This is a genomic window from Rhodanobacter denitrificans (assembly GCF_003335105.1).
GTDB lineage: Bacteria > Pseudomonadota > Gammaproteobacteria > Xanthomonadales > Rhodanobacteraceae > Rhodanobacter > Rhodanobacter denitrificans_A.
Window position 1 is genome coordinate 131,148 of the sequence record NZ_QFWQ01000003.1, and the last position, 25,426, is coordinate 156,573.

Below are 25,426 nucleotides of genomic sequence, written 5' to 3' on the forward strand. Positions count from 1 at the left end.
CAGTCGGCCGTGCCGAAGACGGTGCCGATTATTGCTTGTTGTCCTTCACTTCGGTGAACTCGGCGTCGACCACGTCGTCCGGCTGGGCCGAACCGCCCGGTGCGGACTGCGCGCCGGCATCGGCCGGGCCGCCCTGCGCGGCCGCGTACAGCGCCTGCGCCACCTGCTCCAGCTTGCCGACCTTGGCCTCGATCGCCGCCTTGTCGTCGCCGTCCTTCGCCTTCTCCAGGTCCGACAATGCGCCTTCGATGCTGCTGAGCTGGTCGGCCGGCACCTTGCCACCGTGCTCCTTCAGCGCGCTGCGGGTGGCGTGCACCAGCTGGTCGGCCTTGTTGCGGGTGGCGACCAGTTCGTGGAACTTCTTGTCCTCTTCCTTGTTCGCTTCGGCGTCGGCGACCATCCGCGCGATTTCTTCCTCGGACAGGCCCGAGCCGGCCTTGATCTCGATCTTCTGTTCCTTGCCGGTTTTCTTGTCCTTGGCCGACACGTGCAGGATGCCGTTCGCGTCGATGTCGAAGGTGACCTCGATCTGCGGCATGCCGCGCGGCGCCGGCTCGATGCCCTGCAGGTCGAACTTGCCCAGCGACTTGTTCGCGCTGGCGCGCTCGCGCTCGCCCTGCAGCACGTGCACGGTCACCGCGGTCTGGTTGTCGTCGGCGGTGGAGAAGGTCTGCGAGGCCTTGGTCGGCACGGTGGTGTTCTTCTCGATCAGCTTGGTCATCACGCCACCCATCGTCTCGATGCCCAGCGACAGCGGGGTGACGTCGAGCAGCAGCACGTCCTTGACCGAACCGCCCAGCACGCCGCCCTGGATCGCCGCGCCCACGGCGACGGCTTCGTCCGGGTTGACGTCCTTGCGCGGCTCCTTGCCGAAGAAGTCCTTCACCGCTTCCTGCACCTTGGGCATGCGGGTCTGGCCGCCGACCAGGATCACGTCGTCGATGTCGGCCACGCGCAGGCCGGCGTCGTTCAGCGCGGTACGACACGGCTCGATGGTGCGCTTGACCAGGTCTTCCACCAGCGCCTCGAGCTTGGCCCGGGTCAGCTTGATGTTCAGATGCTTCGGGCCGGACGCGTCGGCCGTCACGTACGGCAGGTTCACGTCGGTCTGGTGGTTCGAGGACAGCTCGATCTTGGCGCGCTCGGCGGCGTCCTTCAGGCGCTGCAGAGCGAGCGGGTCCTTGCGCAGGTCGATGCCCTGCTCCTTCTGGAACTCCTCGACCAGATAGTCGATGACGCGCATGTCGAAGTCCTCGCCGCCGAGGAAGGTGTCGCCGTTGGTGGCCAGCACTTCGAACTGCTTCTCGCCGTCGACTTCGGCGATCTCGATGATCGACACGTCGAAGGTGCCGCCGCCGAGGTCGTACACCGCGATCTTGCGGTCGCCGCCCTTCTTGTCCAGGCCATAGGCCAGCGCGGCCGCGGTCGGCTCGTTGATGATGCGCTTCACTTCCAGCCCGGCGATCTTGCCGGCGTCCTTGGTCGCCTGGCGCTGGCTGTCGTTGAAGTACGCAGGCACCGTGATCACCGCCTCGGTGATCGTCTCGCCGAGGTAGTCCTCGGCGGTCTTTTTCATCTTCATCAGCACCTTGGCGGAGATCTCCTGCGGTGCCATCTTCTTGCCGTCGGAGGTTTGCACCCAGGCGTCGCCGTTGTCGTGGGCGATCACGCCATAGGGAACGATGTGCAGGTCTTTCTGCACCTCGGCATCGGTGAACTTGCGGCCGATCAGGCGCTTCACCGCATAGAAGGTGTTCTTCGGGTTGGTCACACTCTGGCGCTTGGCCGAGGCGCCCACCAGCACTTCGCCGTCCTTGGTGAAGGCGACGATGGATGGCGTGGTGCGATCGCCTTCCGAGTTCTCGATGACCTTGGTCGTGCTGCCGTCCATCACGGACACGCAGGAGTTGGTCGTGCCCAGGTCGATGCCGATGATCTTGCCCATGTTTGTGCTCTCCGAATTTTTCTTGCGGCCCCCGCGGCCGCGATGGTTTCCAGATGGGGGTCTGCCCGGACGATTCAATGCCGGCAAGGCCTCCCTATATGATTTCCTGCGCGGCAACCGGCGCTCCGGTTCGGCGCTTCAGTCCTTGGCTACCGCGACCAGCGCCGGACGCAGCAGACGGTCATTCAGCACGTAGCCTTTCTGCAGCACATTGACCACGGTACCCGGCGCCTGGCCCGGCGCCTCGACCATGCTCACGGCGTGGTGACGCTCCGGATCCAGCGGCTGGCCCAGCGGATCGACCTGCGACATGCCATGGCTCTCGGCTACCTTCAGCAACGCTTTCAGCGTGAGGCCAAGGCCTTCGCGGATCGACGCCACGTCGCCGCCCTCGATGTTCAGCCCGCTTTCCAGCCCGTCATATACCGGCAGCAGTTCGCTCAGCAGCTTCTCGTTGGCGAAGCGGCGGGCCTGCTCCAGGTCACGATGCAGGCGGCGGCGCTGGTTCTCCAGCTCGGCCTTTTCGCGCAGCACGGTCTCGCGCAACTCGGCATTGCTCGCCTCCAGCTCGGCCATGCGCGCCTGCAGGTTCTGCAGCTCGGTAGTCGTCGACTCGGTGGGCTGGCCCCGGACCGGCGCCTCGCCCGGCGACTGCGGATCGTTGTTCTGCATGCATCACTCCAAAAGGAAAGTTCATGGCCGGCAGCGAGTCCGACCGTCCCGATTTGCGAAAAAACCGCCTCCCGCTGCGGTTATAGGGTCGTGGCGGCGCGATTCAAGGCGTCGCTGAGCAATCCGGCGGTGGCCTGCACCACCGGGATCACCCGCTCGTAGGCCATCCGGGTCGGGCCGATCACGCCGACCGCGCCGAGTACGCGCCCCTGCGCGCCGTAGCTGGCGGTGACCACGCTGCAGCCGTCGAGGGCGGTGAAGCCGGATTCCTCGCCGATGAACAGCCGTACGCCCGGCGCCCGGGCGCAGACTTCCATCAACTGCAGCAGCTGGTTTTTCTGCTGGAACGCCTCGAACAGGTCGCGCAGTCGCTGCAGGTCGGCCAGCTCGGAGTAGCCCATCAGGTTGGTCTGCCCGCTGACCAGCACGTCCGGTCCGCCCGGGCCGTTGGCCGGCGGTGCGAACGAGGCGGTAGCCAGTTCGACCGTGCTGGCCAGCAGCTGGTTCAGCTCGCTGCCGGCCCTGCGCACCTCGGCCAGCAGACCGGCGCGGATGTCGTCCACGCGCAGGCCGGCGAAGTGGCTGTTCAGGTAGTTCGCCGCCTGCTCCAGCTCGCGGCCGTCGAGCGACCGGGCCAGTTGCACGATGCGGTTCTGCACCTGGTTGTCGCTGAACACCAGGATCACCAGCACCCGCGCATCCGGCAGCGCCACGAAATCGATGTGCCGCAACGGGAAATCGGCCTGGCGCGGCACCGTGACCACACCGGCGAAATGGGTCATCGCCGACAGCAGGGTGGACACGTTGCCGAGCAGGTCGCGCGTGGTGGTCGGCCCCGGCGGCAGTTCGCGCTGCAGGCGGGCCATCTCCGCGCGCGGCAGCGGCTGCAACTCGATCAGGCTGTCGACGAACAGGCGCAGGCCGCGCGGCGTGGGCACGCGGCCGGCCGAGGTATGCGGCGAGGCGACCAGGCCGGCGTCCTCCAGGTCGGCCATGATGTTGCGGATCGTGGCCGGACTCACGTCCAGACCGGATGAACGCGACAGCGTGCGCGAGCCGACCGGCTCGCCATCGACCAGGTATTGGGCGATCAGCGTGCGCAACAGGCGGCGGGCGCGGGCGTCGAGGTCGTGGCCATGCGGATTGATCATGCGTCTGTAGCGGTCCTTGAGACCCGACAGAAATAAGGTCTGCGCGCGCGGCTTGCAAGTGAAACGTGCTCTGCGTGCACGGCCACGGGCTCCCGCTACAATCCGGTCATCCAACCATCCGCCTGCCCATGCTCACTTCGCTCTACGTCCGCCATTTTGCCGTTGTCGAAGCCGCCGAAGTAGCATTCGGCCCCGGCCTGACCGTGGTCAGCGGCGAAACCGGCGCCGGCAAGTCGCTGCTGGTCGACGCGCTGATGCTGCTGGCCGGCGCCCGCGCCGACAGCGGCATGGTACGCGCCGGCAGCGACCGCGCCGAGCTGGCCGCCGAATTCGACCTGGCCGGACTGCCGGAAGCGCGCCAGTGGCTGCAGCGCGAGGAACTGGACGAGGATGGCGGCTGCCAGCTGCGACGGGTGATCCGCGCCGAAGGCAGCTCCAAGGCCTGGATCAACGGTCGCCCCGCCAACACCCGCCAGCTCGACGAACTGGCCGCGCTGCTGGTCGAGATCCACGGCCAGCATGAGCACCAGGCGTTGCTGTCGCGCCCGCACCAGCTGGCCCTGCTCGATGCCTATGCCGGCCATGACGAACTGCTGGTGCGGGTGCACGACAGCGCCGTGCAGTGGCGCGAGCTCGGTGCGCGCATGCGCAAGCTCAGCGGCGGCGACGATCGCGACCGGCGCATCGACATGCTGCGCCACGAGCTCGGCGAGCTGGAGCAATGGGCGCTGCCGCCGGCCGCGCTGGACGAACTGGAGGCCAGCCACAGGCGCCTCGCCAACGCCGGTCGGCTGGCCGAAGGTGCGGGCGGGGTGGTCGAGCTGCTCGACGGCGACAGCGAATTCGCGCTGCGCCGCGCACTCGGCCGCGCCCATGCCGAACTGGGCAAGCTCGCGGCGATCGACGACAAACTGACCCCCTTGCTGGAACTGCTCGACAACGCCGGCATCGAACTCGGCGAAGCTGCCGACGGCCTGGTGCACTACGCGCAGGACGTCGATCTCGACCCCGAGCGCTATGCGGAAGTGGACCAGCACCTGGCGCGCCTGCACGAGCTGTCGCGCCGCCACCGGCTGCCGCTGGCCGAGCTGCACGACCGGCTCGGCGCCCTGCGCCTTGAACTGGCCGAACTCGAAGGCGCCGGCGATGCGCTGGAAAAGCTGGCCGCGCAACGCCAGCGCCTGCAGCGCGATTACACGGTCGCGGCGACGCAGCTGGGCGAGGCCCGTGCCGGCGCCGCCGCCCGACTCGGCGAGGAGGTGAGCGCGCTGATGGCCGAACTGGGCATGGCCGGCGGCGTGCTGCGCATCGAACTGGAAGCGGTCGACGGCGACGAGCCGGATCCGCAGGGCGGCGAACGCTGCGAGCTGCTGGTCAGCGCCAACCCGGGGCAACCGCCGCGGCCGCTGCGCAAGGTGGCTTCCGGTGGCGAACTGGCGCGCATCAGCCTGGCGATCGAGGTGGCCACCCTGGGCAAGGACACCGTCGGCAGCATGATCTTCGACGAGGTCGACACCGGCATCGGCGGTGCGGTCGCCGAAGTGGTCGGCCAGAAGCTTCGCGCGCTGGGCGCCAGACGCCAGGTGCTGTGCGTCACCCACCTGCCGCAGGTGGCGGCACAGGGCCACGCGCATCTCAAGGTCAGCAAGCACAGCGACGGCGATTCCACCCGCACGCGGATCGAAAACCTCGACGCCGGCGGTCGCCGCGACGAGCTGGCCCGCATGCTGGGCGGCGTGGAGATCACCCGCGAGACGCGGGCGCACGCGAAACAGATGCTGGAGCGGGCGCAGACCGCCTGAGCGCGGCAAACCGCCCGGCCTGGATCAGCTCGCCGGCGCCAGCATCCCGCGCTCGCTCGCCATCCGGTACAGGTCCAGTTCCGAACCCGCGGCCAGCTTGCCCATCAGGCTGGCGCGATGGATGTAGACGGTTTTCTGGCCGATGCCCAGTTCCGCCGCCACCTGCTTCGGCGTGCGGCCGCCGGCCAGCAGCAGGAATACCTCGCGCTCGCGCGCCGTCAAACGGTTGATCGGATCCAGTGCCGCGTTCGGCTGCTCGGCGCGGCGCTGGCGCAGGTCGGAGCTGAGGAAACACTCACCTTGCATCACCGCGCGCAGGCCGGCCACAAGTTCCTCGGGCGCGACGCCCTTGGTCACGTAGCCGCTGGCCCCCCGACGCAAGGCCTCGGACACGTACGGCTCGCCGTCGTGCATGCTCAGCACCACTACATGCGTCTGTGCATGCACGCTGAGCAGGTGTTCGATCAACGGCAGCCCGCTGCCGTCGGGCAGGGACAGATCCAGCGCCACGAGGTCGGGGCGCCAGTGGTTGACCGCCTCCACCGCGTCATCGGCGTTGCGGCACTCCGCCACCACGTCGAGATCCGCTTCCATCTCGATCAGCCGCTTGAAGCCTTCGCGAACGATGGCATGGTCGTCGACAAGAACAATGCTGTACATCCTTCTACTTTACACAGGGATTCCCTTCCGCGCCCGAGATCCCCGCTGACAGTGGGAAGCGGACACCCCGGCGGATCACGCATGTACCATCCGCGCATGCGCCTGAACCCCCTCCGCCTGCCCGATTCCGGCCCCCTGCTTGCCGCCGGCTACCTGCTGCTGTGGCTGTTGCTGTGGCCAACCGTGCAGCCTTACTGGGCACTTCCCTACGGCCTGCGCTTCGGCGCCCTGCTGCTCACCCCGGTGCGCTGCTGGGGCTGGCTGCTTGGCGTCGAGCTGGCTGCAATCGCCGGCATCGGTTTGGCTCACGGGCTGCCTCAGGGCTGGACCGGTTTCGCCGTCGGCGAGCTGCCCGAGCCGCTGGTGATGGCCGCCGTGCTGTGGCTGTTGCGACGGCTCGACCTGCACGCCAGCCTGCACAGTCCGCAGGACGTGACCCGGCTGCTGCTTTCTGCGGCACTGGTGGTGACGGTGACCACGGTCGTCGACGCCGCCCTGCTGGCCCTGGTCAGCGCGTCGGGTTCACCTGATCTGATGGTCCGCGTGCTGGGCGAGGAACTGCTCAGCCATTACCTGGGCATCCTGCTGGTGGTCCCGCTGATGATCATGTTGCTGCGCACCCGGGTGGAGCAGCGGGTGCTGGCCGGCCTGCTCATGGACGGCGTGCTGGTGATGCTGCCGTCGATGGCGATCCTGCTGGTGCTGTCCGAGCGGGCCGCCCCACAACCGCAGTTCGCCCGGGTGCTGTCGCTGGCGCCTGTGCTCTTCTTCGCGTTCCGCCACGGTTGGCGCGGCGCCAGCCTGGCCATGCTCATCACCAGCCTCGGCATGACCCTGGCCGACGAGCACCTGGGGCACGCGCCGTCGACGGCCGCGGCCTACCTGTTCCTGGCCGTGGCGGGAACCGGCGCACTGATGCTCGGCTCCGCCACCGACGCACTACGCCGGAGCAGCGAGCGGGTCGCCGAGCAGAACGTCTACCTCGGCGCGGTCAATCGCCGGCTCGACCAACTCGCGCACCAGTTGCGCGATGCCGCCCGCGGCAACCTGCAGGCGGACGAAAACCAGCGCCGGCATTTGGCAGCGGAGCTGCATGACGAGCTGGGGCAGAACATCACCGCGATCCAGACCCATGTGAAATTGGCCCAGGCGCGCCTGTACCAGGCCGGCATGGAAGACATCAGCGCATCGATCAACACCATCCTGGCCCACATGCGGCGCGCCCTGCACCGCCTACTGGACGATCTGCGACCCGCCGTGCTGGACGAGTTCGGACTGCTGCGCGCGCTCGACGAAGGTCCGATCCGCGACCTGCTGAACGCCGCCGGGATGGTCTACCACACCGAGTTGCACGGCGATCCGCGCTTGCTCGACGACGATATCCGCACCGCGATCTACCGGCTGGTCCAGGAAAGCGCGACCAATGCCGTCAAGCACGCCAAGGCCAGCGAGTTTCGGCTGCGCCTGCGGATCGGCGAGCGCCAGAACATCGCGGTAGCCCTGCTCGACCTGCGCGACGACGGCACCGGCCTGCCCAGCCGGCTGCCCCGCGGCGGCCGCGGCCTGCAGGGCATGCGCGACCGGGTCACCTCGCTCGGCGGCCAGTTCCGCCTGCGTCCCTCACCTGCCGGCGTGCATCTGCGGATTTTGCTGCGCAGCAACAGCCGCCCCGAAAGCCAGCGACAACCCTAGGAATTTTTCCGATACCGGAGAAGTGAAGGGCTCGTTAGGATGTCTTATCGATGTGGGGGAGCCACCATCGCAAGATGGTGGATCAGGGTCTCCGTGGGGACGGGGGCTCTGAAAAACGGCAGGAAGCCGTTTCGCCGCTACCTGGCGAGGAACACGGGCATACGCGAGCCATTCGCTATGCCGACCGACAGGTGGGGGAGCAAGCCGCGGGCGGACAGGAGTCCTCCCCGCGGCTTTTTTATGCGCGCAACCCGGCGCGCATCGTCAACGCCGGACCATGCTGGCAGCCAATCAGCTCTTGCGCTGACGGTGTTTCGGGCGTACGTACAGCACCAGGCTGTGATCCTCGATCACATAACCGTGGCGCGCGGCGATCTCGTGCTGCAGCCGCTCGATCTCCTCGCTGACGAACTCGATCACTTTCCCGCTGTCCACATCGATCATGTGGTCGTGGTGCTTGCCGCGATCCAGTTCATAGACGGCCTGGCCGCCTTCGAAGTTGTGCTTGACGACGATGCCTGCCGCCTCGAACTGGATCAGCACTCGGTACACCGTCGCCAGGCCGATGTCTTCCTGGTGGGCAAGCAGCTTCTTGTAGACATCTTCGGCGGTGAGGTGATGCCCCTCCTCCTCGTCGAAGATCTGCAGGATGCGCATCCGCGGATGGGTCACCTTGAGGCCGACCCGGCGCAGCTCTTTGGTTTCCTGTTCCATAGATCCACTCCCCGCACACGGCGTTTTCAGGCCGGTAGTGTATCATCCGACACCTTCACGATCCGGACGCAACACGCATGCAAAAGCTGATCACCCTGCTGGTTTTCGCCATGCTGGCGCTCTCCATCACCGGCTGTCACCTCGTCTATACGCCCGACGTGCAGCAAGGCAACCTGCTCGACAAGAAAACGGTGGATCAGCTCAAGCCCGGCATGACCAAGCATCAGGTGCTGGTGCTGATGGGGACCCCCTCGGTCAGCACGCCGTTCCAGCAGAGTCGCTGGGATTACGTCTCCACCCAGTCGCACCGCGGCGGTCCAGTCAAGGTGCGCACCTTCACGCTGACCTTCAACAACGACACGCTGGTGCGTACCGAGGGCGATTTCTTTGCGCAGGATGCCCAGCAGCTGGTCAAGGACAGCAAGAAATACAACGCCGGCTACCCTGCCACCGAGACCCGCGGCGACAAGAGCACATCCCCGGACGACAAGAAGAACGACGGCGGCTTCGGCCAGGGCAGCCAGGACGGCCACTGATCGGACAGCGGATGCGCCGCCCTGCCCGTTCAGCGGGCGCGACGGCGGCGCGCCTCCATCGGATCGAGCATGAGCGGGCGGTAGATCTCGATCCGGTCGCCCTGCTGCACGACCCGATCCGGCGAAACCTTGCGTCCGAAGATGCCCAGGCGCGAAGGGTCGATCGCCCCGCCTGGAACCACCGCGGCCAAACCCGCGGCGTCGACCGCCTGCATCACCGTGCTGCCTTCGGCCAATTCGACCTGGTGCAGGACCGCACGCCCGGCTCCTGCGTAGACCACCTCGACGCGGATCGTGCGCTCAGCCATAGACCCGCTCGGCCTCGCGGCAGAAATCGTCCACCATGCGCCCGGCCAGTCCCTGGAAACCCAGCTTCAAGGCACCGCCGCCGAGCCGGCCGGCGTAATCGAAATCCAGCGCAAACGCGACCTTGCAGCCGGCATCGCCCAGCGGGATGAAATCCCACACGCCTTCCAGGCTGCGGAACGGGCCGTCGACCAGATCCATCTGCAGGCGGCGCGGCGGGTCGACCGTGTTGCGCGTGGTGAAGCTCTGGTGGAATCCGGCAAACTTGAGATCCAGCCGCGCCACCTGCACGTTGTCACGGCGATCGAGAACCGCGGCACCGGCGCACCAGGAGAACCGCTTTGGGTATGCTTCCACATCATTGACCAGGTCGAACATCTGCGCCGGCGAATACTTCACCAGTGCGCTGCGACGAATTTCGATCACGGCAACCTCTTAGGCTTGTGCATTCATCCATGAATGCGAAGATCAAGTGAGCGTCCTTCCCTGGACGCACTCTCAACAAAAGCGTCGCTCCGATGGGGGCAACGGGCAATGCGGCCGCCCAGAGGCCCGAAGTTTAACGGACATGGCCAAGAACAAGGACAAAGACAACAAGGGCGGCGGCACCATCGCGCTCAACAAGCGCGCACGCTTCGAGTACCACATCGACCAGCGTTTCGAGGCCGGCGTCGCGCTGCAGGGCTGGGAGTTGAAGGCGCTGCGCGCCGGCCGGATCAACTTCGGCGACGGCTACGCGATCGTACTGAAAAACGAGATCTTCCTGGTCGGCACCTCGATTCCGCCGCTGATCAGCGCCTCCACCCATGTCATCGCCGAGGACCGGCGTACCCGCAAGCTGCTGCTGCATCGCAAGGAGATCGACCAGCTGATCGGCGCGGTCGAGCGCAAGGGCTATACCCTGGTGCCCACCGCGATGTACTGGAAAGGCAACAAGGTGAAGGTCGAGATCGGACTTGCCCGCGGCAAGCAGGAACACGACAAGCGCGATACCGAGAAGCAGCGCGACTGGCAGATCGAGAAACAACGCACCATGCGTTCGCACAACCGCACGAGCTGATCCGCTGCAGCCGTGCCATGAAAAACCCCCGATCGCTCGGGGGTTTTGTGTTGGTGGAGGTGGCGGGAGTCGAACCCGCGTCCGAAGGCGTTAAATGCCCGGATCTACATGCTTAGCTCGCCGTTCGATCTCGTTCCGCGACAAGTACGGTGGGCAAAACGCACCGCGGAACCAGCCTGATTGATTTAGCCTAGAACCGCCAGGCGGCAGCGTTCGGCGATCTCATGATAATGACCCTACACCGACGAGCATGAGCACAAGTGGGTTCGGGGCTTACGCCTTAAGCGGCGAGAGCGTAGTTGTCGTCGTTGGCAACTATGAGTTTGCTGCTGGATTAACGAGGAAAGCTGCCCCCTCGGCATGCACCAAGTCATCTCACTGCCCCCGTCGAAGCCAGGACACCCCCGGGGAAAACGATCTGACCGCGCCAGTATATGGGGGCATCGACCGCAGCGGCAATGGCGCATGCTGAAGACAGGCCTATCGGATGCGCGCTGGGCAAACATTGATCAACGTCAAGCCGAGTGTTGTTAGGCCGTTAACGCAACGTCTATACTTGGCGACTTGCGTGCTCCCGTATCCGTCGCACTCGTGGGAATGATCTCGATGACTCGATTGCCATTGCTTGGCCTGACCGTGGCCACAGCCTTCTTCGCCGCCAGCAGCGCCCACGCCGAAGGCGACAAGGCCGCCGGACGCGCCTTGGTCTACACCTGCGCCGGTTGCCATGGCGTGCCGGGTTACACCAACGCCTACCCGCAGTACCCGGTACCGAAGATCGCCGGCCAGAACGAGCTGTACATCGTCAATGCGCTGCACGGCTACCAGAGTGGCGACCGCAAGCATCCGACCATGGGCGCGCAGGCGCAGAGCCTGTCCGACACGGACATCCAGAACATTGCCGCCTATCTCTCCAGCCTCGCCAAGTAAGTTGCCAAGGATTCCCGCATGAAACGTGTGCTTACCCTGCTTTCATTCGGCGTCGCGCTGGCGTTCGCCTCCACCTCGCTGCTGGCCAACGGCAGCATCGAGAACGGCAAGCAGAAAGCCGCCACCTGCTTCGCCTGCCACGGCACCGACGGCAACGCGGTCGACCCGCAGTACCCGCGCCTCGCCGGCCAGTACAACCTCTACCTGCAGCGAGTGCTGCACGAGTACAAGGACGGCCAGCGCGACAACCCGATCATGAAGGGCATGGTGGCCACCTTGTCCGACCAGGACATCGAGGACGTCTCCGCGTACTTCTCCAGCCTGCCGAGCAAGCTCGACACGCTGAAGGACCACGTCAGCGGCAGCAAGTAAGCCCGTCGCAAGCCGCACGCTCGCCAAGGCCCGCTCCGGCGGGCCTTGGCTTTTTTGTGACCAGCGCTAGGCGATCGCCGACTTGCCTTCGGCCTTGCTGTAGTATGGCTTCTTGCCACCGGAATGATCGGTGGCGTCGCGCACCGCGGTGACCTCGGGCACCCGTTCGCGCAAGGTCTTCTCCACGCCCTGCTTCAGCGTCACGTCGACCATGCCGCAGCCGTGGCAGCCGCCGCCGAACTGCAGCAATACCGCGCCGTCGGCATCGATCTGCAACAGGCTGACCCGGCCGCCATGCGAGGCCAGCTTCGGATTGATTTCCGCCTCCAGCACGTAGCGCACGCGCTCGATCAGCCCCGCCTCGACACCAGGCACGTCGCCCTTGATCTTCGGCGCACGGATATTCAGCTGGCCGCCGGTGGCATTGGGTACGAAATCGATGCTGGCCTGATCCAGCCAGCTGGCACTGTCGCCATCGACATGGAAGTCGAAGCCCGCGCATTCGATCGTCCATTCCCCGCCGGCAAGATCCTCCTGCTCGCAGAACTCCAGCTCACAGTTGGCCGCCGGCGTCCCCGGGGAGGTCACCCGCAGGCGAATGCCCAGTCCGTCGATGTCCTGTTGGGAAAGAAGCCGCAGAAAATGCTGCTGTGCGCGCTCGGAAATCTCGATCATGCCTGTTCCACTCTCGCCATACGGGTGCCGGTGAATCAGCACCATTTTAGTCCTGTTTTGAAAACGATGCGCGCTTTGACTTTTGCACGCGCAGCTTCGACGCTTCGCATCCGACTTTCAGCCCACAGGGAGCTCCCATGAACAGCAACGACCTGGCCACCCGCCATTGCCGGCCATGCAAGGGCAAGGAACATGCACTGGACGCCGCGCAGGTGACCGACCTGCTGCAGCAATTGCCCGGCTGGCAGTTGCGACACGATGGTGCGGCCATCATCAAGGATTTCCGTTTCGCCGACTTCCACCACACGCTTGGCTTCATCAACGCGGTGGGTTTCATGGCCAATCAGGAAGACCATCACCCGGACCTCGAGGCCGGCTACGGCCATTGCCAGCTGCTGTGGTCGACCCATGACGTGGGCGGCCTGTCGCTGAACGATTTCATTTGCGCGGCGCGGGTCGAAGCCCTGCTGGCGCGTTGATCAGAAGTCGGTACGCGACTTTTCCTGCATCCACACCAGCCGCTTGCCCTTCACCGCCAGCACGTCGAGGAAATCCTTGAGGTCGTCGGGCAACGGCGCGGAAAAGCTGTAGGCGCGCCCGTCCAGGTCGAAGCTCATGTGCGAGGCATGCAGGAACATCCGGTTCAGGCCCATCTCGCGGTAGCGCTTGTTCATCTCCCGATCGCCGTATTTGGGGTCGCCGGCCAGCGGATGGCCGATGTGCGCCGCATGCACGCGGATCTGGTGGGTGCGGCCGGTACCGAGCGTGGCCTGCATCAGCCGGGCGCTGGGGTACTGCTCCATCTCGCGGAAGAACGTCAGCGACGGCTTGCCGCTGTCGGACACCCGCACCATCCGCTCGCCGCCCTGCATCACCGATTTCAGCAGCGGCGCGTTGACGTCGAACTTCGCCTTGGACGGATGGCCGAGCATCAGGCACAGGTACTGCTTGGTGACCTCGCCGGCACGGATCGCCGCCTGCAATCCGGTCAGCCCCGCCCGGGTACGGGCAAATACCAGTACGCCGCTGGTGTCGCGATCAAGCCGGTGCACCAGTTCCAGATGCTCCTGCGGGCGGGCCGCACGCAGCAGCTCGATCGCGCCATGGCTGACCCCGCTGCCGCCGTGGCTGGCCACGCCGGCCGGCTTGTCGATCACCAGGAAATGCTTGTCCTCGAAAATGACCGTGTCGGCCAGCCCGGCCACCTGGCCGCTAGGCGGCCCTTCCCGCTCCGGGCGTTCCGCCACCCGTACCGGCGGGATACGCAGGGTATCACCCTCGACGAGACGAGTATCCGGCTTGGCCCGCTTGCCGTTCACACGCACCTGGCCGGTACGCAAAAGCCGGTAAATCATGCTCTTGGGCACGCCTTTGAGCAGGTTCACCAGCGCGTTGTCGATGCGCTGGCCGTCCCGCTCCGGGCCGATCTCGACTTGACGTACACCGTGAGGTGCGTCATGGGAAGTTGCCGTTTGCATTGAAAAAAACCTGATGAAATAGGATACTCGGCGGGCGCCACATTCTGCCCGCCGAAGTCTGGATCGGGTCGAGTGCCCGCCCGTAACGTCGGCGAGGATTGCTCCGGTTGCCTTCGGGCGGCCAGTCGCGACTCCCTTTCATCGTAACGGTTCGGGCTGCTGTTTGTCCGATGCGATCGAGGCATCGGGGCGGCAGGCGCGGCTGACCGAATCATCCCGACGCCGGAAACGGTGCCGTTTTTTATTGCCGCTTAACCGCAGCGGCGCGATCCCCGGCAGGCCGCCACTGTGGCGCCACCGCGGCACGCGACGCGCGGCCAAGCCGAGGATTACCACCATGAAACGCATGTTGATCAACGCGACTCAGCGTGAAGAGTTGCGCGTGGCCATTGTCGATGGCCAGAACCTGTACGACCTGGACATCGAAATCCCTTCGCGGGAACAGAAAAAGTCCAATATTTACAAGGGTCGAATCACCCGGGTCGAGGCTTCACTCGAAGCCTGCTTCGTCGAGTACGGCGCCGAGCGGCACGGTTTCCTGCCGCTGAAGGAAATCTCCCGCGAGTACTTCACGCCGGGCCTGGACCCGCACAAGGCGAACATCCGTGAACTGGTCAAGGAAGGCCAGGAAGTCGTCGTGCAGGTGGAAAAGGAGGAGCGCGGCAACAAGGGCGCCGCCCTGACCACGTTCATCAGCCTGGCCGGCCGCTACATGGTGCTGATGCCGAACAACCCGAAGGCCGGCGGCGTCTCGCGCCGGATCGAGGGCGAGGACCGGCAGGCGCTGAAGGAAGCGCTGGACCACGTCACGGTTCCCGACGACGTTGGCCTGATCGTGCGTACCGCCGGCCTCGGCCGCGATGCCGAAGAGCTGCAGTGGGATCTGGATTACCTGCTGACCCTGTGGAAGTCGATCTCCGAAGCGGCCAGCAAGCAGAAGGCGCCGTTCCTGATCTACCAGGAATCGAAGCTGTTCATCCGCGCCCTGCGCGACTACCTGCGCAGCGACATCGGCGAGATCCTGATCGATGAGGAATCGCTGTACAACGATGCCCGCGACTTCATGCAGCAGGTGATGCCCAACGCCCTGCGCAAGCTCAAGTTGTACAAGGACGACACCCCGCTGTTCACCCGCTACCAGATCGAGACGCAGATCGAGAGCGCGTTCGACCGCCAGGTGCGGCTGCCGTCCGGCGGCTCGATCGTGATCGACCAGACCGAAGCGCTGACCGCGATCGACATCAACTCCTCCAAGGCCACCAAGGGCAGCGACATCGAGGAGACCGCGTTCAACACCAACTGCGAGGCGGCGGTGGAAATCGCCCGGCAGTGCCGCATCCGCGATGCCGGCGGCCTGATCGTGATCGACTTCATCGACATGGACAGCCCCAAGCACCAGCGCGAAGTGGAAGACCGCCTGAAGGAGGCGCTGAAGCAGGACCGCGCCCGCGTGCAGATCGGCCGCATCTCGCGCTTCGGCCTGCTGGAGATGTCGCGCCAGCGCCTGCGCCCCAGCCTCGGTGAAGCGACCCAGATCGTCTGCCCGCGCTGCGAGGGCCATGGCCACATCCGCGGCGTGGAATCGCTGTCGCTGTCGACCCTGCGCCTGATCGAAGAACACGCGATGAAGGACAATACCGGCCAGGTGCTGGTGCAGGCGCCGAGCAGCGTGGCCAACTTCCTGCTCAACGAGAAGCGCGCCAGCGTGGTCGAGATCGAACTGCGCCACAAGGCGCATGTGGTGATCGTCGCCGACGAGAAGCTGGAAACCCCGCACATCGAGATCCAGCGCATCCGCGAAGCGGACATGGGCGAGCACAGCAAGCCCAGCTACGAACGCCTGACCGCGGCGGAACCTGCCGAACTGCCGAAGATGGGCCAGGCCCTGGGCAGCGGCGAACAGCCCGCGGTGAGTGGCATCGTGCCGGGCAGCCCCGCCCCGGTGCGCGAGGAAGTCGTCGCTGCCCCGGTTGTTCCCGCGCAACCCGCCATGCGCCGCCAGCCCGCCGCCCCGGCGCCGGCCCACGGTGCGCCGACAGGCGGCATCATTTCGCGCCTGCTGGGCTGGTTCCGCGGCGCCGAAACGGCGTCGCCGGCCCCGACACCGGTGGCGAAGCGCGCCGATACCGGCAACGACAGCGGCCAACGCAACCGTCGCGACGAGCGCGGCAATCGCAACGCCAATGGCGGGAACGCCTCATCGTCGCGCCAGTCGCGCCGCGAAACAGCGCAGCAGTCGTCATCGCCGAAACCGGCGGGGACCCAGCAGCAGGCTCGCGGCAACCGCCAGCGCAATAACGAAGCTTCACCGCGGCCCGCACAGCAGGCTCAGGCACAAACCGGCAAGGCTGAGCGCCAGCCCCGACCTGCCAGCGAAAGCAACCCGGCACGTTCCGAGCGCAAGCCGAATCCGCCACAGCAGCCCAAGGCCGAACGGCAGCCACGCGCAGCCACCAATGACGAACGCCCCGTCGCCGCACCTCTGGACGACGCCGCCAAGGAAACCGAGCTGCTGCTCACGCCGCCGGTTACCTCGGCAGTGCCGGCATCCGCCGAAGAGACGACAGACGCCGACGGCGGCCAGTCGCGCCGCCGGCGTGGCCGTCGGGGTGGCCGTCGCCGTCGCCGTCACGACGAAGGCGCTGCAGGCGACGCACCGCTCGACAGCGTGCAGGCCCAGGCGCTCGACGACGAGGATCGCGACGAGGAATCCAGTGTGGCGCCGGCAGCAGCCACCCCGGTCGCTCCCGAAAAATCGCCACGCGAATCGGCACCGCTGGCAGCCTCGGCAAACGGCAGCCACACGGCGGCTCCGATCAGCCAGCCTGCGGCTGAGAAGCCCGCCGCCAGGATCGACAGCCAGCCACTGGCGGCCGCCGCGCCCGTGGCAGCCGTTGCAACGGCATTCAACCTGCCCGTCCTGCCGCCGATTCCCGACCAGGCGAAATCGCCGGCAGCGGATGCCGGGCAGGACACGGTCACGATCCATTCCGTCGCCACGTCGGTGCCGGCATTGTCCGATGCATTGCCGGGCGGACCGGCAACGATGACCCGCACTGACGAGGCTGCGGCCACGACCGCGCCCGTCATGCCGGCAGTCACCATCGCGGCTGACGCGCCCGCCATCGCGCTCGAACGACCGACCCACCACGAAGCGGTGACGGTCGCAGTGCCTCCGGCGGCGACGGAACCGGCAGTTGCGACGATGGCCGAGCCGACCGCGATCACTCCAGCGGTGCCAGCGGACGACCACTCCTCGGATGCCGCGACCGCAACGGACGCCGCAAGCGTGCCCGACGAGCCGGTCGATGCCATCCCGCTGCCGTTGCCCAGGCAGGGCGACCTGCTGGCCGGAGCGCCAACGCCAGCAGCGACGAACGATGAGGACGGCAAGTCCGAGTCCGTGCCGCCGCAGGACGAACCCGGCGCGCAGAAGAACGATTCACTCGACTGATTCTTCGCCGCACGGCCCCAGGTAAAAAAAACCGGACTCACGTCCGGTTTTTTTTCGCCTCAGGCCGTACCTCCCGCCTGCCATGCCGCCCGGGATCAGTTGCCGACGTGATGGTTCGGCGTATCGATCAACCCATGCACGGTCATCAAGTGCGCAAGGCTCAGCACGTGATCCACCTGCAGCTTTTCCATCAGCCGCTGCTTGTAGGTGGACACCGTCTTCGGGCTGAGGTTGAGTTGCTCGCCGATGATGGTCAGCGGCTTGCCGCGCACCAGCATCATCGCCACCTCCAGTTCGCGGCTGGACAGCACGTCGAACGGCGAGGCGCTGCCGTCAAGCGTAGCCAGCGCCAGTTGCTGGGCCACGGCCGGAGCGAGGTAGCGGCGCCCGCCGGCCACCTGGCGCACCGCCGAAACCAGCTCGCCGGCGCTGCAGCCCTTGGTCAGGTAGCCGAGCGCACCGGCATCGAGCAGCCGCTTGGGAAACCGCGCATCGTCGACCACCGTCACGATGACGATGTGCGTGGACATCTTCGACCGGCATACGCGCTCGGTGAGCTCGATGCCGCTCATGCCGGGCATGTGCACATCCACCAGCGCGATGTCCGGCGCCAGCGTGCGGATCAGGTGCAGGCCCTCTTCGGCGCTGCCTGCCTCGCCGGCGACATTGATATCGGCCTGTTGCTGCAGGATCATCCGGAAGCCGGTGCGAACCAGCTCATGATCGTCCACCAGAACCACGTTGATCACTTGACGCCCTCCCTGGTTGGGCTGCATGAAATTAGGCCGCACAGCGCCCCATTGCAACCAATTCGGCACTTCCGTGCACGAGACGATGCGGCTGGCCCCATGAAGCATCGTCGACGACCCGCAACCGCCGCCGGCATCCGCGTAATGATGGGATGCCGCGGGCCAACCCGCACGAAAGTCAGGCTGCCTGCCCCACGTCCGGCAGCCCGCCGGCGTAACGCGCCAGCACGATCGTGGAAACCGGCCCCGGCATCTCGACACAAACCTGACGCGCCAAGCGCCGATGCTCGTCGCGAGCCACTTCCCTGGCCAGTTTGATCGCCGGCCCCAACTGCAGGTCACCGAACAGCTTGACGTTACAGCGGCAGACGCTCCAACTGCCTGCGGCCGTTTGCTTCAGCGAAATAGTCACCATGGCAGCGGCCCTCACCCTTATCGTGGACAGATCGGCAATGCCGAACGTGCCGTCGATCCAACACTCCCTCATCCGCTCCAAGGTGCCACGGGCAGGGCGACCGATATGTCGGCTCATGCCTACAGCTCGTGTACGGAAATCACCGCGCCATACCAGTACGACCCGCCGCCCTGAGCCAGCGAATACACGGAAACAAAAGAACCGCCCGAAGGCGGTTCTTTTGTTTCCGGCAACTTCGGCGGAATCCATCGAAGCTGCGTATGTATGGTGCCCAAGGGGGGACTCGAACCCCCACGCCTTGCGGCGCTACCACCTCAAGGTAGTGCGTCTACCAGTTCCGCCACCTGGGCAGGTGTATTGCTCAGTGCTTGGCCGGCGGCGCGGGGGCTGCCGGCACCTCGCCCTGACCCTGGGTCGGAGCGGGGGTTGCCGCCGGCTGTGCGGCCGGGACGGCGTTGTTGGTTGCGGCCGGGGCTGCCGGGACTTCCGAGCCGGTCGTCGGTGCGGCCGGTGTCGGCTTGGCAGCGGCGGGATGCTTGTCGGCCAGCGCGCCCATCACGCCGAGATCTTCCGCATTGGTGTGCGGCGCGCCATTGCTGTGCAGGTAGATGCCCATGCCGAGGCTGAGCAGGAAGAACAGGCCAGCCAGGATGCCGGTCGCGCGGGTCAGGAACGTGGCCGAGCCACGTGCGCCGAACACCGTGGCCGACGCGCCACCACCGAAGCCGGAACCGGCATCGGCACCCGCGCCGTTCTGCAGCAGGATCAGCACGATCATCGCCGCTGCAATCAGGATGTAGAACACGCTGAAAATGACGAACATAAGGTTTCTATCGAGCCTGTGGCGCCTGATGCGCCGCGGCGCAGATTCCAAGGAAGTCGGATGCGGCCAGGGAGGCCCCGCCGATCAGCCCTCCATCCACGTCCGCCTGCGCGAACAATTCCGCGGCATTGGCCGCCTTGACGCTGCCGCCGTAAAGCAGTCGGGTCAGACGGGCAATCATAACATCTTCTTTTTCCAGTTGGCTACGAATGAAGGCGTGCACCTGCTGCGCCTGCTCCGGGCTGGCGGTAAGGCCGGTACCGATGGCCCAGACCGGCTCGTAGGCGATCACCGCCGTATCAAAGCTGGCCACGCCGTTGAGCGCCAGCACAGCCTGCAGCTGTCGCGCGATGACCGCTTCGGTCTCGCCCGCCTGGCGCTGCTCCAGCGTCTCGCCCACGCAGAGGATCGGGGTCAGGCCGCCGGCACGGGCCGCGGCGAACTTGCGCGCCACCAACCCGTCGCTCTCGCCGTGGTATTGGCGGCGTTCGGAATGGCCGACCAGCACCCACTGCGCGCCGACATCGGCGAGCATGGCAGCGGAGACTTCGCCGGTATACGCGCCCTGCCCCTCGTGCTCGCTGACGTCCTGCGCGCCGATGCCCACGCCGGAGTCGGCATGCTGCCAGGCCAGCTCGGCCACATAGGGAAACGGTGGAAAGACTGCCACCTCGACGCCATCAGGCATGCCGGCGGCGATGTCGCTCACCAGGGATTTGGCCATCGATCGGCTGCCGTGCATTTTCCAGTTGCCGGCGACGAGTCTCTTGCGCATGGGCTGCTTCCGCTGCGGTCAAACGGCAAGCTTACCGAGGGCCTCCCGGATGGGCAAACCGACGGACCACTGGCGTCGATCCGCCGGCGCGGTGAAGAATGATGGCTGGTCCGAAGGAGCTACGCATGACTGCCTCCCGTCCGCTCAGCCTGGTCACCGGTGGTTCGTCCGGCATTGGCGCGGCGTTTGCCCGGCAACTCGCCGCACTCGGCCATGACCTGGTGCTGACCGCACGGCGCGCCGACCGGCTGGAAGCGCTGGCCGCCGAACTCCGTGAACAACACGTCACACAGGTCACCGTACTGCCGTACGACCTGGTCGACCCGGCCACGCCGCGGACGCTGTGCGACGAGCTGCACCGGCGCGGCCTGCAGGTAGACTGGCTGATCAACAATGCAGGCTATGGCGTGCCGGGCACCTTCGTCGCCAACGACTGGGCGACGCATGCGGACTTCCTGCAGGTGCTGCTTACCGCGCCGACCGAACTGGCCTGGCGGTTGCTGCCCGGTATGCGCCAGCGTGGCCACGGCCGCATCATCAACGTCGCCTCGCTGGCCGGACACGTTCCCGGCCCGGCCGGGCACACCCTGTACGCCGCCAGCAAGGCCTACCTGATCAAGTTCTCGCAGTCGCTCGCGCTGGAGAACCGAACGGCCGGAGTGAATGTCTGCGCGCTGTGCCCCGGTTTCACCTGGTCGGAATTCCACGACGTCACCCGCACCCGCGACAAGATGAACAAGCTGCCCGGGTTCATGTGGCTGAGTGCGGAAGAGGTGGTGCGCCAGGGCATTGCGGCGGTCGAGCGCGGCGATGCCGTGTACATCCCCGGCCGGGTCAACCGGGCCATCAAGACGATGGTGCAACTGCTGCCGGACCAGCTGGCGCTGTGGCTTTCGGCGCGTGAATCAAAGCGCTATCGGAATACCCAGATCTAGCCGACCACTGCCGCCCTCGCTAGCGTTGCACGATCTCGCCACAGCCTCCACCCTGCTCCCGCCCCGGATGCGCCAATCGAGCAGACCGAAGCCGGCACCCGGCTAAACCACACCTGTGTGCAGGTGATCGGCGCGGTCGAACCGCATGCCGACTCATTGCCGCTACGCCGCCGTGCTGTAACTCAATTCCCCACCTGCCCGAAGACGCGGCGCCAGCTTCTTCCGTCAGCCTATGCCCGACGGCAACATCGTGCTGCCGCCGCATCGCAACCTGGCCGAAGCGCTGGGCCCGGTCTCAGATCAGTTTGATCTCGCGCAGCCGCTGCAGCAGGTACTCGTGCGAGGTGATCGAGCTGTCGTAGCGGCGCGGGTTGTCCGCGGTGACGCACGAATCCAGCGGATCCAGCACCACGTCCGGATTCGGATGCAGGAAGAACGGCACGGAATAGCGCGGCTTGCGCGCGTTCTCGTTCCCCGGGTTGACCACGCGGTGCGTGGTGGACGGGAACACATGGTTGGAGAGCCTCTGCAGCATGTCGCCGATGTTCACCACGATGGCGTCGCCCTCGGTGGTGATCGGCAGCCACTTGCCTTCGCGGGTGAGCACTTCCAGCCCTTCCGCGCTGGCGCCGACCAGCAGGGTGATGAAGTTGATGTCCTCGTGTGCACCGGCGCGCACGTTCGGGATGTTCTCCTCCGTGATCGGCGGGTAGTGGATCGGCCGCAGGATCGAGTTGCCGACGTCGGTCTTGTCCTCGAAGAAGTTCTCCAACTCGCCGATGTGCAGGGCCAGCGCGCGCAGCACGCGGGTGCCGAGCTGGTCCAGCGCCTGGTACAGGCCGTAGCCGTACTGCCTGAAGTCCGGCACCTCGGCGGGCCAGATGTTCGGCGGCATCACGTCGGCGAATTTCGAATCGCGCGGGATCTCGCGGCCGATGTGCCAGAACTCCTTGAGGTCGGCGTACTGGCTGTCCTTGGCGGTTTCCACCTTGAACGGGGTATAGCCGCGCGCACCGCCGGCACCGGCGACGTGGTACTTCATCTTGGTTTCGGTGGGCAGCGCGAAGAAGCGCCGGAACACGTCGTACGCGCCGTCGATCAGCTCGCTCGCGATGCCATGGCCGCTGATGCAGCAGAAACCGAATTCGCGGTAGGCCGCGCCGATCTCGGCGACGAAAGCGTCCCGGTCGGTGTCGTAACGGCGGATGTCGAGGGTGGGAACATTCTTCATGGGCTGTAGTCACCGGGTTGGGCGTGCGGTCGGTTCATCCGCCACCGCATGGGGCGGGGCACGTCGGGCCAATCCATGGCGACCCGGTACAGCTACAGGTTCACGATCGTTCGGCTGCGGATTTTACAGTCCCGGCGAGCTTCTCCGCCAACTGCCGCACTTCCGCTTCGTCGGCGCCCTCGATCGTGACGCGCACCAGCGGCTCGGTACCGGAGGCGCGCAACACCACCCGGCCGCGGCCGTGCAGGATCTGCTCCACCTCGGCCTGTGCCTGCTTCACCTCGCTGCTGGACAAGGCCTCGCGGGCGCCGTCGGCACGTACGTTGAGCATCACCTGGGGCATCTTCTGCAGGCCCTGCCGTGCCGCGGCCAGATCCTCACCGGAGCGCGCCAGCGCTTCCAGCACGGCCAGCGCGGCAATGATGCCGTCGCCGGTGGTGGCACGGTCCAGGCACAGGATGTGGCCGGAGGTTTCGCCGCCGAGCATGCCGCGATGCTCCTTCAGCTGCTGCAGCACGTAGCGGTCGCCCACGTTGGCGCGGATCAGCGGCACGTCGAGTCCGGCCAGCGCCAGTTGCAGGCCGTAGTTGCTCATCAGGGTACCGACCACCGGTCCGTGCAGCGTACCCTGCGCATGCCAGCTGCGCGCCAGCACGTAGAGGATGTCGTCACCGTCGGCCAGCGCACCGTGCCGGTCGACCAGTTGCACGCGGTCGCCGTCGCCGTCGAACGCGATGCCGATGTCGGCGCCGTGCTCCAGCACCGCCCGCTGCAAGGCCTGCGGATGGGTCGAGCCGACCTCGCGGTTGATGTTGAAGCCGTCCGGCTTGTCGCCGATGGCCACCACCTCGGCGCCCAGCTCGGCAAACACCTTCGGCGCCACCTGGTAGGTCGCGCCGTGGGCGCAGTCCAGCACCAGCCGAAGCCCGTGCAGGCTGAAATCCTCGGCCACGGTGGACTTGCAGTACTCCGCGTAACGGGCCACTGCATCGTCAATCCTGCGCGCCTTGCCGAGCCGTTCGGACGGTACCGTGGCGAACGCGGCGTCGACCTCCTGCTCGATCGCCAGCTCGACCTCGTCGGACAGCTTCTCGCCGTCGGCGGAGAAGAACTTGATGCCGTTGTCGTGGTGCGGGTTGTGCGAGGCGCTGATGACGATGCCGGTCTGCGCGCGCATCGAGCGGGTCAGGTAGGCCACCGCCGGCGTCGGCATCGGGCCGAGCAGGCCCACGTCGGCACCGGCCGCGACCAGACCCGATTCCAGCGCGGCCTCGAACATGTAGCCCGAGATACGGGTGTCCTTGCCGATCAGCACCTTCGGTCGCTTGTTGCCGTCACGCGCCAGCACGCTGCCGACGGCGCGCCCGAGCTTCAGCATGAAGTCCGCGCTGATCGGCCATTGGCCGACCAGTCCGCGGATGCCGTCGGTGCCGAAATACTTGCGCTGGGTCATGGGCTGCCTGATGGCGATGATGAGGGGGAAGGAAAAGATGAAGGTGCAGCTCAGTCGTCGTCCGGCCAGCGCGGCATGGCCGGTTTGTCGGCACGCCGCGGCACGGCATCGACCGCATGCACCGCCCGCCATACCGCCAGCGCATCGACGGTGGCGGCCACGTCGTGCACGCGCACCATGCGGGCGCCGCGCTGCACGGCGATCAGCGCCGCCGCCACCGAACCGGCGGCGCGTCCGGCCGGCACTGTGCGGCCGGTCATCTCGCCGATCATCGCCTTGCGCGACAAGCCGATGTATGCGCCGCTGCCGAGGTCGGCGAAGCGTTCCAGCGCGCACAGCAGCGCCAGGTTGTGCTGCAGCGTCTTGCCGAAGCCGAAGCCCGGATCGACCAGCACCTTGCGCCGGTCGATCCCGGCCAGCTCGCAGGCGAACAGCCGGTCGGCGAGGAAGCGGTGCACTTCGCCGACCACGTCTTCGTAGTGCGGCTCGGCCTGCATGCTGCGCGGCTCGCCCTGCATGTGCATCAGGCACAGCGGCACGCCCAGTTCGGCCGCGGCCTCCATGGCGCCGTCGCGGCGCAGCGCGTACACGTCGTTGATCATGCCGGCGCCGGCGGCCACCGCCGCACGCATCACCTCGGGCTTGGAGGTGTCGATCGCGATCGGCAGCGTGGTGCGCGCGACCAGCTGCTCGATCACCGGCAGCACCCGGCGCAATTCTTCCTCGACCGGCACGTCGGCCGCGCCGGGGCGGGTCGACTCGCCGCCGACGTCGATCATGTCGGCGCCCTCCTCCGCCAGGCGCAGACCGTGCGCCACGGCCGCATCGACGCTGTCGTGCGTGCCGCCGTCGGAGAACGAATCGGGGGTGACGTTGAGGATGCCGACCACCCGCGCGCGATCGAGCCGCAACGGACGCCCGGCACAATCCAGCACCGGCGCAAACGGATCGTTCGACATGCTCATGGCCTCGTCAATGTCCGGAAGCGGCGTTCAGGCTTCGATCCGGCCGCCCAGCTCGCCCATGAAGCGGCGATAGTGGCGCAGTTCGGCGATCGAGTCGCGGATGTCCGACAGCGCGGTATGCGCCGATTCCTTGCCGACGCTCCTGGCGATCTCCGGCGCCCAGCGCCGGGCCAGCTCCTTGAGCGTGGAGACATCGAGATTGCGGTAGTGGAAGTAGCGCTCCAGCCGCGGCATCTGCCGGTGCAGGAAGCGGCGGTCCTGGCAGATCGAGTTGCCGCACATCGGCGACTTGCCCGGCGGCACCCACGCGCGCAGGAAATCCACGGTGGCCTGCTCAGCCATCGCGTGGTCGGTCTCCGAGATCAGCACCTGCCGCCACAAGCCCGACTTATGGTGCTGGTTGGAGTTCCAGCTGTCCATCGACTCCAGCCGGTCGATCTCGTGGCGGACCGCGAACACCGGCCCGTCGGCCAGCACGTTCAGTTCCTTGTCGGTGACAATCGTGGCGATCTCCAGAATCGAGTCGTTGTCGGTGTCAAGGCCGGTCATCTCCAGATCGATCCAGATCAGGTTGTCTTCGTGGGCTTGGCTCATGGGCTCTCCTTGTGCGCCGGAGTTTATCAGCCTTGCCCG

The 25,426-nt window shown here is 66.6% G+C and carries 27 protein-coding genes, 1 tRNA gene and 1 other RNA gene; 9 read left to right on the forward strand and 20 right to left on the reverse strand.

Translation table 11 applies throughout. The features are described 5' to 3' along the window. Positions 1 to 28: 28 nt before the first annotated feature. The 3 genes from dnaK to hrcA form a co-directional block, all read right to left on the reverse strand. Positions 29 to 1,945 carry a molecular chaperone DnaK gene (gene dnaK / locus DEO45_RS02870; RefSeq protein WP_114340815.1) on the reverse strand — a complete coding sequence of 639 codons (1,917 nt, stop codon included), beginning with the start codon at positions 1,943 to 1,945 and terminating at the stop codon, positions 29 to 31. Positions 1,946 to 2,083: 138 nt separating this feature from the next. Then, entirely contained in the window at positions 2,084 to 2,617 is a 534-nt protein-coding gene (gene grpE / locus DEO45_RS02875) for a nucleotide exchange factor GrpE (RefSeq protein ID WP_114340816.1), read from the reverse strand. An 80-nt stretch (positions 2,618 to 2,697) separates the two neighbouring features. Further along, the gene (gene hrcA, locus DEO45_RS02880) at positions 2,698 to 3,768 is read right to left on the reverse strand and encodes a heat-inducible transcriptional repressor HrcA (protein WP_114340817.1); all 1,071 of its coding nucleotides are present in this window, start codon (positions 3,766 to 3,768) and stop codon (positions 2,698 to 2,700) included. A 128-nt stretch (positions 3,769 to 3,896) separates the two neighbouring features. Between hrcA and recN the strand changes: the two genes are divergently transcribed. Continuing rightward, positions 3,897 to 5,570: a DNA repair protein RecN gene (gene recN, locus DEO45_RS02885; protein ID WP_114340818.1), complete on the forward strand. Its 1,674-nt coding sequence runs from the start codon at positions 3,897 to 3,899 to the stop codon at positions 5,568 to 5,570. Positions 5,571 to 5,594: 24 nt separating this feature from the next. Here recN and DEO45_RS02890 read toward each other — a convergent pair whose 3' ends face one another. Continuing rightward, entirely contained in the window at positions 5,595 to 6,230 is a 636-nt protein-coding gene (locus DEO45_RS02890) for a response regulator transcription factor (RefSeq protein ID WP_114340819.1), read from the reverse strand. 96 nt (positions 6,231 to 6,326) lie between these two features. Between DEO45_RS02890 and DEO45_RS02895 the strand changes: the two genes are divergently transcribed. Next, positions 6,327 to 7,922: an MASE1 domain-containing sensor histidine kinase gene (locus tag DEO45_RS02895; protein WP_114341293.1), complete on the forward strand. Its 1,596-nt coding sequence runs from the start codon at positions 6,327 to 6,329 to the stop codon at positions 7,920 to 7,922. Positions 7,923 to 8,213: 291 nt separating this feature from the next. Here DEO45_RS02895 and fur read toward each other — a convergent pair whose 3' ends face one another. Beyond that, on the reverse strand, positions 8,214 to 8,636 hold the full coding sequence (gene fur / locus DEO45_RS02900) for a ferric iron uptake transcriptional regulator (RefSeq protein ID WP_068090404.1): 423 nt from the start codon (positions 8,634 to 8,636) through the stop codon (positions 8,214 to 8,216). A gap of 77 nt (positions 8,637 to 8,713) precedes the next feature. Between fur and DEO45_RS02905 the strand changes: the two genes are divergently transcribed. Then, a complete protein-coding gene (locus DEO45_RS02905; RefSeq protein WP_114340820.1) occupies positions 8,714 to 9,172 on the forward strand; it encodes an outer membrane protein assembly factor BamE in 459 nt (152 codons plus the stop codon). 29 nt (positions 9,173 to 9,201) lie between these two features. On the opposite strand, the gene DEO45_RS02910 is transcribed toward DEO45_RS02905, so the two are convergent. Both DEO45_RS02910 and DEO45_RS02915 read right to left on the reverse strand, forming a co-directional pair. Next, positions 9,202 to 9,480, reverse strand: a complete 279-nt coding sequence (locus DEO45_RS02910; RefSeq protein ID WP_114340821.1) for an RnfH family protein — start codon at positions 9,478 to 9,480, stop codon at positions 9,202 to 9,204. Further along, the gene (locus DEO45_RS02915) at positions 9,473 to 9,904 is read right to left on the reverse strand and encodes a type II toxin-antitoxin system RatA family toxin (protein WP_114340822.1); all 432 of its coding nucleotides are present in this window, start codon (positions 9,902 to 9,904) and stop codon (positions 9,473 to 9,475) included. The genes DEO45_RS02910 and DEO45_RS02915 overlap by 8 nt, the downstream gene beginning before the upstream one ends. 142 nt (positions 9,905 to 10,046) lie before the next feature. Here DEO45_RS02915 and smpB point away from each other — a divergent pair, with 142 nt between their 5' ends. Next, positions 10,047 to 10,538, forward strand: a complete 492-nt coding sequence (gene smpB / locus DEO45_RS02920; protein WP_114340823.1) for an SsrA-binding protein SmpB — start codon at positions 10,047 to 10,049, stop codon at positions 10,536 to 10,538. A gap of 51 nt (positions 10,539 to 10,589) precedes the next feature. Here smpB and ssrA read toward each other — a convergent pair. Further along, positions 10,590 to 10,944, reverse strand: a transfer-messenger RNA (tmRNA) gene (ssrA, locus tag DEO45_RS02925). Between the two features lie 200 nt (positions 10,945 to 11,144). Between ssrA and DEO45_RS02930 the strand changes: the two genes are divergently transcribed. Further along, positions 11,145 to 11,468, forward strand: a complete 324-nt coding sequence (locus DEO45_RS02930) for a c-type cytochrome (protein WP_114341294.1) — start codon at positions 11,145 to 11,147, stop codon at positions 11,466 to 11,468. Between the two features lie 18 nt (positions 11,469 to 11,486). After that, complete coding sequence (locus tag DEO45_RS02935) at positions 11,487 to 11,840, forward strand: c-type cytochrome (RefSeq protein WP_114340824.1); 354 nt, start codon at positions 11,487 to 11,489, stop codon at positions 11,838 to 11,840. Between the two features lie 66 nt (positions 11,841 to 11,906). On the opposite strand, the gene DEO45_RS02940 is transcribed toward DEO45_RS02935, so the two are convergent. Further along, on the reverse strand, positions 11,907 to 12,515 hold the full coding sequence (locus tag DEO45_RS02940; RefSeq protein WP_114340825.1) for an NfuA family Fe-S biogenesis protein: 609 nt from the start codon (positions 12,513 to 12,515) through the stop codon (positions 11,907 to 11,909). Positions 12,516 to 12,652: 137 nt separating this feature from the next. Between DEO45_RS02940 and DEO45_RS02945 the strand changes: the two genes are divergently transcribed. After that, a complete protein-coding gene (locus DEO45_RS02945) occupies positions 12,653 to 12,994 on the forward strand; it encodes a 4a-hydroxytetrahydrobiopterin dehydratase (RefSeq protein WP_114340826.1) in 342 nt (113 codons plus the stop codon). On the opposite strand, the gene DEO45_RS02950 is transcribed toward DEO45_RS02945, so the two are convergent. Both DEO45_RS02950 and DEO45_RS16560 read right to left on the reverse strand, forming a co-directional pair. Next, the gene (locus tag DEO45_RS02950) at positions 12,995 to 13,993 is read right to left on the reverse strand and encodes an RluA family pseudouridine synthase (protein WP_189339666.1); all 999 of its coding nucleotides are present in this window, start codon (positions 13,991 to 13,993) and stop codon (positions 12,995 to 12,997) included. 138 nt (positions 13,994 to 14,131) lie between these two features. Beyond that, on the reverse strand, positions 14,132 to 14,350 hold the full coding sequence (locus DEO45_RS16560; RefSeq protein ID WP_189339667.1) for a hypothetical protein: 219 nt from the start codon (positions 14,348 to 14,350) through the stop codon (positions 14,132 to 14,134). On the opposite strand from DEO45_RS16560, the gene DEO45_RS02955 reads away from it, so the two are divergent. After that, a complete protein-coding gene (locus DEO45_RS02955; protein WP_114340827.1) occupies positions 14,331 to 17,447 on the forward strand; it encodes an Rne/Rng family ribonuclease in 3,117 nt (1,038 codons plus the stop codon). The genes DEO45_RS16560 and DEO45_RS02955 overlap by 20 nt on opposite strands. 95 nt (positions 17,448 to 17,542) lie before the next feature. Here the strand turns inward: DEO45_RS02955 and DEO45_RS02960 are convergent, their stop codons facing one another. From DEO45_RS02960 to tpiA, 5 genes are all read right to left on the reverse strand, one after another. Further along, positions 17,543 to 18,196: a response regulator gene (locus tag DEO45_RS02960; protein ID WP_114340828.1), complete on the reverse strand. Its 654-nt coding sequence runs from the start codon at positions 18,194 to 18,196 to the stop codon at positions 17,543 to 17,545. 178 nt (positions 18,197 to 18,374) lie between these two features. Next, positions 18,375 to 18,728 carry a hypothetical protein gene (locus tag DEO45_RS02965; RefSeq protein WP_223250765.1) on the reverse strand — a complete coding sequence of 118 codons (354 nt, stop codon included), beginning with the start codon at positions 18,726 to 18,728 and terminating at the stop codon, positions 18,375 to 18,377. A gap of 148 nt (positions 18,729 to 18,876) precedes the next feature. Then, positions 18,877 to 18,961, reverse strand: a tRNA-Leu gene (locus DEO45_RS02970). Between the two features lie 11 nt (positions 18,962 to 18,972). Continuing rightward, on the reverse strand, positions 18,973 to 19,434 hold the full coding sequence (gene secG / locus DEO45_RS02975) for a preprotein translocase subunit SecG (protein WP_114340829.1): 462 nt from the start codon (positions 19,432 to 19,434) through the stop codon (positions 18,973 to 18,975). 7 nt (positions 19,435 to 19,441) lie between these two features. Then, entirely contained in the window at positions 19,442 to 20,209 is a 768-nt protein-coding gene (gene tpiA, locus DEO45_RS02980) for a triose-phosphate isomerase (RefSeq protein WP_114340830.1), read from the reverse strand. 125 nt (positions 20,210 to 20,334) lie between these two features. Between tpiA and DEO45_RS02985 the strand changes: the two genes are divergently transcribed. After that, positions 20,335 to 21,144, forward strand: a complete 810-nt coding sequence (locus tag DEO45_RS02985; protein WP_114340831.1) for an SDR family NAD(P)-dependent oxidoreductase — start codon at positions 20,335 to 20,337, stop codon at positions 21,142 to 21,144. A gap of 295 nt (positions 21,145 to 21,439) precedes the next feature. Here the strand turns inward: DEO45_RS02985 and DEO45_RS02995 are convergent, their stop codons facing one another. The 4 genes from DEO45_RS02995 to orn all read right to left on the reverse strand — a co-directional run bounded on the left by DEO45_RS02995 (position 21,440) and on the right by orn (position 25,387). Next, positions 21,440 to 22,375 (reverse strand): isopenicillin N synthase family dioxygenase, encoded by a 936-nt coding sequence (locus tag DEO45_RS02995; protein WP_114340832.1) that lies wholly within the window; start codon positions 22,373 to 22,375, stop codon positions 21,440 to 21,442. Between the two features lie 100 nt (positions 22,376 to 22,475). After that, positions 22,476 to 23,828 carry a phosphoglucosamine mutase gene (gene glmM / locus DEO45_RS03000; RefSeq protein ID WP_114340833.1) on the reverse strand — a complete coding sequence of 451 codons (1,353 nt, stop codon included), beginning with the start codon at positions 23,826 to 23,828 and terminating at the stop codon, positions 22,476 to 22,478. A gap of 50 nt (positions 23,829 to 23,878) precedes the next feature. Beyond that, the gene (gene folP / locus DEO45_RS03005; protein WP_114340834.1) at positions 23,879 to 24,793 is read right to left on the reverse strand and encodes a dihydropteroate synthase; all 915 of its coding nucleotides are present in this window, start codon (positions 24,791 to 24,793) and stop codon (positions 23,879 to 23,881) included. A 27-nt stretch (positions 24,794 to 24,820) separates the two neighbouring features. After that, positions 24,821 to 25,387, reverse strand: a complete 567-nt coding sequence (orn, locus tag DEO45_RS03010) for an oligoribonuclease (protein ID WP_114340835.1) — start codon at positions 25,385 to 25,387, stop codon at positions 24,821 to 24,823. Positions 25,388 to 25,426 lie beyond the last annotated feature (39 nt).

Coding starts and splice junctions, on each gene's coding strand:
- glmM (WP_114340833.1), bottom strand. CDS start 23,828: ATGACCCAGCGCAAGTATTTCGGCACCGACGGCATCCGCGGACTGGTC.
- hrcA (WP_114340817.1), bottom strand. CDS start 3,768: ATGATCAATCCGCATGGCCACGACCTCGACGCCCGCGCCCGCCGCCTG.
- DEO45_RS02940 (WP_114340825.1), bottom strand. CDS start 12,515: ATGATCGAGATTTCCGAGCGCGCACAGCAGCATTTTCTGCGGCTTCTT.
- DEO45_RS02930 (WP_114341294.1), top strand. CDS start 11,145: ATGACTCGATTGCCATTGCTTGGCCTGACCGTGGCCACAGCCTTCTTC.
- DEO45_RS02985 (WP_114340831.1), top strand. CDS start 20,335: ATGACTGCCTCCCGTCCGCTCAGCCTGGTCACCGGTGGTTCGTCCGGC.
- DEO45_RS02935 (WP_114340824.1), top strand. CDS start 11,487: ATGAAACGTGTGCTTACCCTGCTTTCATTCGGCGTCGCGCTGGCGTTC.
- DEO45_RS02895 (WP_114341293.1), top strand. CDS start 6,327: ATGCGCCTGAACCCCCTCCGCCTGCCCGATTCCGGCCCCCTGCTTGCC.
- DEO45_RS02910 (WP_114340821.1), bottom strand. CDS start 9,480: ATGGCTGAGCGCACGATCCGCGTCGAGGTGGTCTACGCAGGAGCCGGG.
- folP (WP_114340834.1), bottom strand. CDS start 24,793: ATGAGCATGTCGAACGATCCGTTTGCGCCGGTGCTGGATTGTGCCGGG.
- DEO45_RS02955 (WP_114340827.1), top strand. CDS start 14,331: ATGAAACGCATGTTGATCAACGCGACTCAGCGTGAAGAGTTGCGCGTG.
- dnaK (WP_114340815.1), bottom strand. CDS start 1,945: ATGGGCAAGATCATCGGCATCGACCTGGGCACGACCAACTCCTGCGTG.
- orn (WP_114340835.1), bottom strand. CDS start 25,387: ATGAGCCAAGCCCACGAAGACAACCTGATCTGGATCGATCTGGAGATG.
- grpE (WP_114340816.1), bottom strand. CDS start 2,617: ATGCAGAACAACGATCCGCAGTCGCCGGGCGAGGCGCCGGTCCGGGGC.
- DEO45_RS02950 (WP_189339666.1), bottom strand. CDS start 13,993: ATGCAAACGGCAACTTCCCATGACGCACCTCACGGTGTACGTCAAGTC.
- DEO45_RS02905 (WP_114340820.1), top strand. CDS start 8,714: ATGCAAAAGCTGATCACCCTGCTGGTTTTCGCCATGCTGGCGCTCTCC.
- DEO45_RS02995 (WP_114340832.1), bottom strand. CDS start 22,375: ATGAAGAATGTTCCCACCCTCGACATCCGCCGTTACGACACCGACCGG.
- fur (WP_068090404.1), bottom strand. CDS start 8,636: ATGGAACAGGAAACCAAAGAGCTGCGCCGGGTCGGCCTCAAGGTGACC.
- tpiA (WP_114340830.1), bottom strand. CDS start 20,209: ATGCGCAAGAGACTCGTCGCCGGCAACTGGAAAATGCACGGCAGCCGA.
- secG (WP_114340829.1), bottom strand. CDS start 19,434: ATGTTCGTCATTTTCAGCGTGTTCTACATCCTGATTGCAGCGGCGATG.
- DEO45_RS02945 (WP_114340826.1), top strand. CDS start 12,653: ATGAACAGCAACGACCTGGCCACCCGCCATTGCCGGCCATGCAAGGGC.
- DEO45_RS02890 (WP_114340819.1), bottom strand. CDS start 6,230: ATGTACAGCATTGTTCTTGTCGACGACCATGCCATCGTTCGCGAAGGC.
- DEO45_RS02965 (WP_223250765.1), bottom strand. CDS start 18,728: ATGAGCCGACATATCGGTCGCCCTGCCCGTGGCACCTTGGAGCGGATG.
- smpB (WP_114340823.1), top strand. CDS start 10,047: ATGGCCAAGAACAAGGACAAAGACAACAAGGGCGGCGGCACCATCGCG.
- recN (WP_114340818.1), top strand. CDS start 3,897: ATGCTCACTTCGCTCTACGTCCGCCATTTTGCCGTTGTCGAAGCCGCC.